This window comes from Pseudoalteromonas sp. S3178 (assembly GCF_005886985.1).
Lineage (GTDB): Bacteria > Pseudomonadota > Gammaproteobacteria > Enterobacterales > Alteromonadaceae > Pseudoalteromonas > Pseudoalteromonas carrageenovora.
Window position 1 is genome coordinate 1 of the sequence record NZ_PNCW01000632.1, and the last position, 251, is coordinate 251.

Annotated in this window: 1 protein-coding gene; it reads right to left on the minus strand. The window is 38.2% G+C overall.

The window, feature by feature from the left end:
• The coding region (locus CWC11_RS22535) for a chemotaxis protein CheW (RefSeq protein ID WP_171038541.1) at positions 1 to 251 on the minus strand (251 nt) is incomplete at both ends.

Below are 251 nucleotides of genomic sequence, written 5' to 3' on the forward strand. Positions count from 1 at the left end.
AGCCACTCAGTTTGATAAGACCACTAATATCGACAATTAAAGAGACTCTGCCATCACCTAAAATTGTCGCCCCTGAGATCCCATTTACTTTTTGATAATTCGCTTCGAGACTTTTAATAACGACCTGTTGTTGCGCCAGTAAATCATCCACCAACAATCCCACTTTGTGATTATCACTCTCTACAACTACTAACAATGTTTTATCCAACTCTTCTATTGCACCACCATGGTTAAATAGTTGATATAGCCTT